Annotated in this window: 7 protein-coding genes and 1 tRNA gene; 3 read left to right on the top strand and 5 right to left on the bottom strand. The window is 73.1% G+C overall.

The window, feature by feature from the left end; all coding sequences use genetic code 11:
- Positions 1 to 1,238, bottom strand: a 1,238-nt coding sequence (locus P1P75_RS39445; protein ID WP_319264447.1) for an APC family permease, incomplete at its 3' end; no start/stop codon positions are given.
- A 166-nt stretch (positions 1,239 to 1,404) separates the two neighbouring features.
- Between P1P75_RS39445 and P1P75_RS39450 the strand changes: the two genes are divergently transcribed.
- On the top strand, positions 1,405 to 1,671 hold the full coding sequence (locus P1P75_RS39450; RefSeq protein WP_086773506.1) for a GlsB/YeaQ/YmgE family stress response membrane protein: 267 nt from the start codon (positions 1,405 to 1,407) through the stop codon (positions 1,669 to 1,671).
- Positions 1,672 to 1,795: 124 nt separating this feature from the next.
- On the opposite strand, the gene P1P75_RS39455 is transcribed toward P1P75_RS39450, so the two are convergent.
- Positions 1,796 to 2,284 carry a YajQ family cyclic di-GMP-binding protein gene (locus tag P1P75_RS39455; RefSeq protein ID WP_086773505.1) on the bottom strand — a complete coding sequence of 163 codons (489 nt, stop codon included), beginning with the start codon at positions 2,282 to 2,284 and terminating at the stop codon, positions 1,796 to 1,798.
- Between the two features lie 224 nt (positions 2,285 to 2,508).
- Here P1P75_RS39455 and P1P75_RS39460 point away from each other — a divergent pair.
- Positions 2,509 to 2,590, top strand: a tRNA-Tyr gene (locus P1P75_RS39460).
- 85 nt (positions 2,591 to 2,675) lie between these two features.
- Here the strand turns inward: P1P75_RS39460 and P1P75_RS39465 are convergent.
- Positions 2,676 to 3,026, bottom strand: coding sequence for a hypothetical protein (locus P1P75_RS39465; protein WP_319264449.1), 351 nt, complete (start codon positions 3,024 to 3,026; stop codon positions 2,676 to 2,678).
- 98 nt (positions 3,027 to 3,124) lie between these two features.
- On the opposite strand from P1P75_RS39465, the gene P1P75_RS39470 reads away from it, so the two are divergent.
- On the top strand, positions 3,125 to 3,337 hold the full coding sequence (locus P1P75_RS39470) for a hypothetical protein (protein WP_319264450.1): 213 nt from the start codon (positions 3,125 to 3,127) through the stop codon (positions 3,335 to 3,337).
- A gap of 44 nt (positions 3,338 to 3,381) precedes the next feature.
- Here P1P75_RS39470 and P1P75_RS39475 read toward each other — a convergent pair whose 3' ends face one another.
- Together P1P75_RS39475 and P1P75_RS39480 are read right to left on the bottom strand one after the other, a co-directional pair.
- The gene (locus P1P75_RS39475) at positions 3,382 to 4,038 is read right to left on the bottom strand and encodes an SDR family oxidoreductase (protein ID WP_319264453.1); all 657 of its coding nucleotides are present in this window, start codon (positions 4,036 to 4,038) and stop codon (positions 3,382 to 3,384) included.
- Positions 4,039 to 4,150: 112 nt separating this feature from the next.
- Positions 4,151 to 5,186, bottom strand: a 1,036-nt coding sequence (locus P1P75_RS39480; protein WP_319264454.1) for an amidohydrolase family protein, incomplete at its 5' end; no start/stop codon positions are given.

Below are 5,186 nucleotides of genomic sequence, written 5' to 3' on the forward strand. Positions count from 1 at the left end.
ACCCGCGCCCGCACGCCGTACGCGATCACGCCCACCGTCAGCACCCCCGCCCCCGTGACCACCGAGGTTCCCGGCAGCGCGAAAGCCAGGACCGGACAGCCCAGGAGCCCCACCGCCGGCAGCGCCCGCTTGAGCGGCGCCGCGTCCAGGGTCCACGCCGAGGCGTTGGCCACCGCGTAGTACGCCAGCACACCGAAGGAGGAGAAACCGATCGCGCCGCGCACGTCCACCGTAGCGGCGAGGACCGCGACCACCGCGCCCACGGCCAGTTCGGCCCGGTGCGGCACCTGGAAACGCGGATGCACGGCCGACAGCACGCCGGGCAGATGCCGGTCCCGTGCCATGGCCAGCGTCGTCCGCGAGACGCCCAGGATCAGGGCCAACAGCGAACCCAGCGCGGCCACGGCGGCCCCGATCCCGACCACCGGCACCAGCCCCGGCACACCCGCGGCGCGCACCGCGTCCGCCAGCGGCGCGGCAGCCCGCCCGAGATCCCCCGACCCCAGCACCGAAAGGACGGCGACCGCCACACCCACGTACACGGCCAGCGCGATACCCAGCGCGAGCGGGATCGCACGCGGGATGGTGCGCGCCGGATCCCGCACCTCCTCGCCGAGGGTCGCGATGCGCGCGTACCCCGCGAAGGCGAAGAACAGCAGGCCGGCAGCCTCCAGCACACCACCGAGGCCTCCGGAGGTCCCGATGTCCAGCCGCCCGGCGTCGGACTCAACGGAGCCCAGGCACACGACGATCACGGAAGCGAGGACCGCCAGGACCACCGCCACGATCAGCCGCGTCAGCCAGGCCGACTTGTGGAGGCCGCCGTAGTTCACCGCGGTCAGCGCCACCACGGCCGCGACCGCCACCGCGTGCGCCTGCCCCGGCCAGACGTACGCACCGACCGTCAGCGCCATCGCCGCACAGGAGGCCGTCTTGCCGACCACGAAGGACCAGCCCGCGAGATACCCCCAAAACGGGCCGAGCCGTTCGCGTCCGTACACGTAGGTGCCACCGGAGGCCGGGTACAGCGCGGCCAGGCGGGCCGACGACATGGCGTTGCAGTAGGCGATCACGGCGGCGAGCGCGAGTCCGAGCAGCAGCCCGGAGCCGGCGGCACGGGCAGCGGGCGCGAGGGCGGCGAAGATGCCGGCGCCGACCATGGAGCCGAGCCCGATGACCACGGCGTCCCCGACGCCCAGGGTGCGCCGCAGATCGGTGGCCGATCCGGACGGTGTCATGCACCGCACCCTACTGATCAGCGGAACCACCGGGCGCTGTCAGCACGTCGTCCCGGGTAACGCAGCACGAACGGGCCGTGGACGAGGTGCGGACGCACAGCCTGTCCGGAGCAGGATCACAGCACCGGGACGGTGCGGACACAGCGCGGAGGGGCAGGGTCAGGACATGAGCATCGTCAGTTGGATCATTCTGGGGCTGTTGGCCGGGGTCATCGCCAAGGTACTGCTGCCGGGCAGGGACCCGGGCGGCTTCATCGGCACCACGGTCATCGGCGTCGCGGGCGCGTTCCTCGGCGGCTGGATATCGGCCCGCTGGCTGGACCACCCCGTCACCAAGGACTTCTACGACGGCGCCACCTGGGCCGCGGCGATCGGCGGATCGCTGGTGCTGCTGATCGCCTACCGCATCCTGTTCGGCAACTCACGGGACTGACCCGGGGCCTCTCGTCCCGATCGGGTCTCTCGTCCCGATCGGGCCGGGCAGACGGGAAGGGCGACCGCTGTCGCGGTGCCCCGCCCTTCCCGTCGCGCTGCAGGTCCTGAAGAGGAGTCAGGTCCTACCGGTAGTTCACGAACTGCAACGCGAAGTCGAAGTCCTGACCCTTCAACAGCGTGATGACGGTCTGCAGGTCGTCACGGCTCTTGGAGCTGACGCGCAGCTCCTCGCCCTGGACCTGGGCCTTGACGCCCTTGGGGCCCTCGTCGCGGATGAGCTTCGCGACCTTCTTCGCGTTGTCCTGGGAGATGCCCTCCTTGATCTCCGCGAAGAGCTTGTACTCCTTGCCGGAGAGCTGCGGCTCGCCTGCCTCCAGCGCCTTCAGGGAGATCCCGCGCTTGATCAGCTTCGACTGGAAGACATCGAGGACGGCGTTGACCCGGTCCTCCGAGTTCGCCTCCATCAGGATCTTTTCTCCGGACCACGAGATCGAGGCGCCGACGCCCTTGAAGTCGTAGCGCTGGGAGATTTCCTTGGCGGTCTGGTTGAGGGCGTTGTCGACCTCCTGCCGCTCGACCTTCGAGACGATGTCGAAACTGGAGTCGGCCATGTCCTGTGGCTCCTTGTATCGGGGTGTGTATCGGATGCGTGCCGGCGTCCGTGGGGCTGCCGCCGGGCCCGGTGCGAGACGCGGGCCGCATCCGGACAAGCCTAGCCACCCGGCCCGCCCCGGACGGTGAGGAATCCAGGTGGCGAAGCACCCCTCCCCATCGGGTATCGTTTACGTCGTTGCCGGAGAGCCCGCCGAAAAGCGGTTCGAACGGTGGCAAACCCGGCGGTGTGCCCGAGCGGCCAAAGGGAGCAGACTGTAAATCTGCCGGCTCAGCCTTCCCAGGTTCGAATCCTGGCGCCGCCACGCTGAGTGAGACCCCCTCCGAACTGCGGAAACGCAGAGCGGAGGGGGTCTGCTTCGTTTCGGGGGCCTGGTTGCCCGGCCGGGCTCATCGGTCGCCGGACGGCGGCTCCTCGGACGCCCGCCCGGAGACTGATCCCGTCCCCGTCTCTGCCCCCGTCCCCGGTGCCTCCGCCGGGGTCTTCGCGGCTCTCCTCACGTCCGCTTCGACGGCGTTGCGGGGTCTGCTCTCGTCCTTGGCGTATTCGGAGAGCGCGGCCTGGGTGTCGCGGGCGAGATCGCGCCAGGCGCGCCAGGCGGTTTCGTAGGTGTCGGTCTGGGCCTGGGACCAGGGGGCCGCCGTGGGCGCGCCGTAGGTGTCCCGCAGGTGCAGGACCCTCGCGTGAGCCTCGTCGACCGCGCGCTGTTTCGCCACGAGTTCCTCGAAGGTATGTGCCACATGTAGGGATGCTAGGGAGGGGACGGCAGTTGTGCGCGGCGAGCGGGGCGTGCGGTGCCGTGCGGTACCCGTGTGGCGCACTGGGGCAGACTGACCTCATGTCCAGCCGTCGCAGAACCTGCCCCGAGTGCCGTCGCGAGATCGCCGTGGTCGCCGGACGGTTCGCCCGCCACGACCCGCCCGGGTCGCGCGGGAACGGCCGGCTGACCTCCTGCCCCGGCTCCCGGAGTACGGCGCAACTGGGCGCCGCCCAGCCCTCGTTGGACGGGTACGCACTGTCCGGCATTCCGGGCCAACTGCCCTTGTTCTGAACGCCGTCGGCGACGCCCGCCCGGCAACACACCGGGCCCCGCGCTCAGTTGCCCGCGACCGACTTCACCGCCACCGGTACCGGCGTCGAACCGGAGATCAGTTCCAGGGTCAGGCCGGCCGTCGCCGGGGTGTCCAGCAGTTCCGCGAGCACGGCGGCCACGTCGTCGCGCGGGACCGGTCCCGGGCCCGTCCGCGCCTCCAGCCGGACGAGGCCCGTGCCCGTGTCGTCCGTGAGTGAACCGGGGCGCAGGATCGTCCAGTCGAGGCCGTCCAGGCCCTGGACGTAGGCGTCGGCCTCGCCCTTGGCGCGCCGGTAGACGTCGAAGACCTCGTCGCCCCGGTGGCCGGGATCGGCGCCGTAGGAGGAGACGACGAGGAAGCGGCGTACGCCCGCGCGCAGCGCCGCGTCCGCGAACAGGACCGCCGCGCCCTTGTCGACGGTCTCCTTGCGGGCCGTACCGCTGCCCGGTCCCGCGCCCGCGGCGAACACCGCCGCGTCCGCGCCCCGCAGGACGTCCGCGACCTGCTCGGCCGACGCCGACTCCAGGTCCAGGACGACCGGTTCGGCGCCGACGGCCCGCAGGTCGTCGCTCTGTTCGGCCTTGCGGACGATGCCCGCGACCTCGACTCCGCGTGCGGCGAGCAGACGCTCCAGCCGCAGCGCGATCTGACCATGACCCCCGGCGATGACAATGCGCATGCCCTCGACCGTACGCCCGGCCACGTTCGCGCGCCGTCCGGCCCGGCCGTCGCGGCGGGAGAACGACAGCCCCGCGCCGTCCGGCCCGGCGCGGGAACCGCGGTCCCGCGCTCTACGGCACCGTCCCCCGTCCCTGCCGCGGCAGCCCCAACTCCGTCGCCGAGTCGCAGTACTCGCGCACCGCGCTGGTGCGCGCCACCACCCGGCCCCGGTGGATCACGATCCGGCTGTACGTCAGTGAGAGCGCGCCCGCCAGACGGTCCCCGCGGACGGCCAGCAGGTCGGCGGGGAAGCCGGCTTCCACCCGGACCTCCGGGAGGCCCAGGGCCGCCCGTGCGGACGTGCTGACGGCGTCGTAGGCGTCCTCGGGGCGCAGGCCGTGGCGGGAGGCGAGGAGGTAGGCCGCCTCCAGCGGGTCGGCTCGGCCGACCGGGTTGGAGACGTCCCGCAGGCTGCCGCTGCCGGCCGTGACCCGGACGCCGGCCGCCCGCAGCAGCCGTACCGGCGGCGTGCCGCGGCGGTCCGTGGCGCCGCAGCCGCCCTGGGGGAGGCAGACCACCGTGATGCCGGCCGCGGCGAGTTGGTCGGCGGTGCGGCCCGCGGACTCGGCGGGGAGGCGGGCGAGGGCCGCGCAGGGGCCGAGGGTGACGCCGGGGCGCAGGCCGCCCGCCATCGCGGCCAGCCGGGCCAGCCGGGCCGGGTCGGCGGCGTCGGTGTGCAGGTCGACGGGGCAGCCGTGTTCGGAGGCGACTTCCAGGACGGCCTCGACATAGCCGGTCGGGTCGGGGTCCAGGTCCGGGCAGCCGCCCACCACCGAGGCGCCCATCTTCAGCGCGTCCCGCAGCATCGCGAGCCCGTCCGCGCCCGCCGCGCCGGTCAGCAGCCGGGGCATCGCCACCGTCGTCAGCTCGGCCAGCCCGCGCAGCGAGCGGCGGGCCTGGAGGACGGCCGCCAGCGCGCCGAGCCCTTGGACGCCGTCGACGCGGACGTGCGCGCGGGACGCGGTGGACCCGTGTCCGAGTTGCAGCAGCGCGGCCTCGGTGGCGCGGCGCTGGACGTCCTCGGGAGCGTACGAGACGGGGCCGTCGGTGTCCGCGGAGAGGGCGGTGTCGGCGTGGGCGTGGGGTTCGGCGGGGGCGGGGAGGAGG

It is taken from the genome of Streptomyces sp. ID05-39B (assembly GCF_033794725.1).
GTDB classification, from domain to species: domain Bacteria; phylum Actinomycetota; class Actinomycetes; order Streptomycetales; family Streptomycetaceae; genus Streptomyces; species Streptomyces bobili.

What these genes read in the sequence shown, in the direction of transcription:
- P1P75_RS39475 (WP_319264453.1), bottom strand. Translation starts at nt 4,038, where the DNA reads ATGCGCATTGTCATCGCCGGGGGTCATGGTCAGATCGCGCTGCGGCTG.
- P1P75_RS39450 (WP_086773506.1), top strand. Translation starts at nt 1,405, where the DNA reads ATGAGCATCGTCAGTTGGATCATTCTGGGGCTGTTGGCCGGGGTCATC.
- P1P75_RS39455 (WP_086773505.1), bottom strand. Translation starts at nt 2,284, where the DNA reads ATGGCCGACTCCAGTTTCGACATCGTCTCGAAGGTCGAGCGGCAGGAG.
- P1P75_RS39470 (WP_319264450.1), top strand. Translation starts at nt 3,125, where the DNA reads ATGTCCAGCCGTCGCAGAACCTGCCCCGAGTGCCGTCGCGAGATCGCC.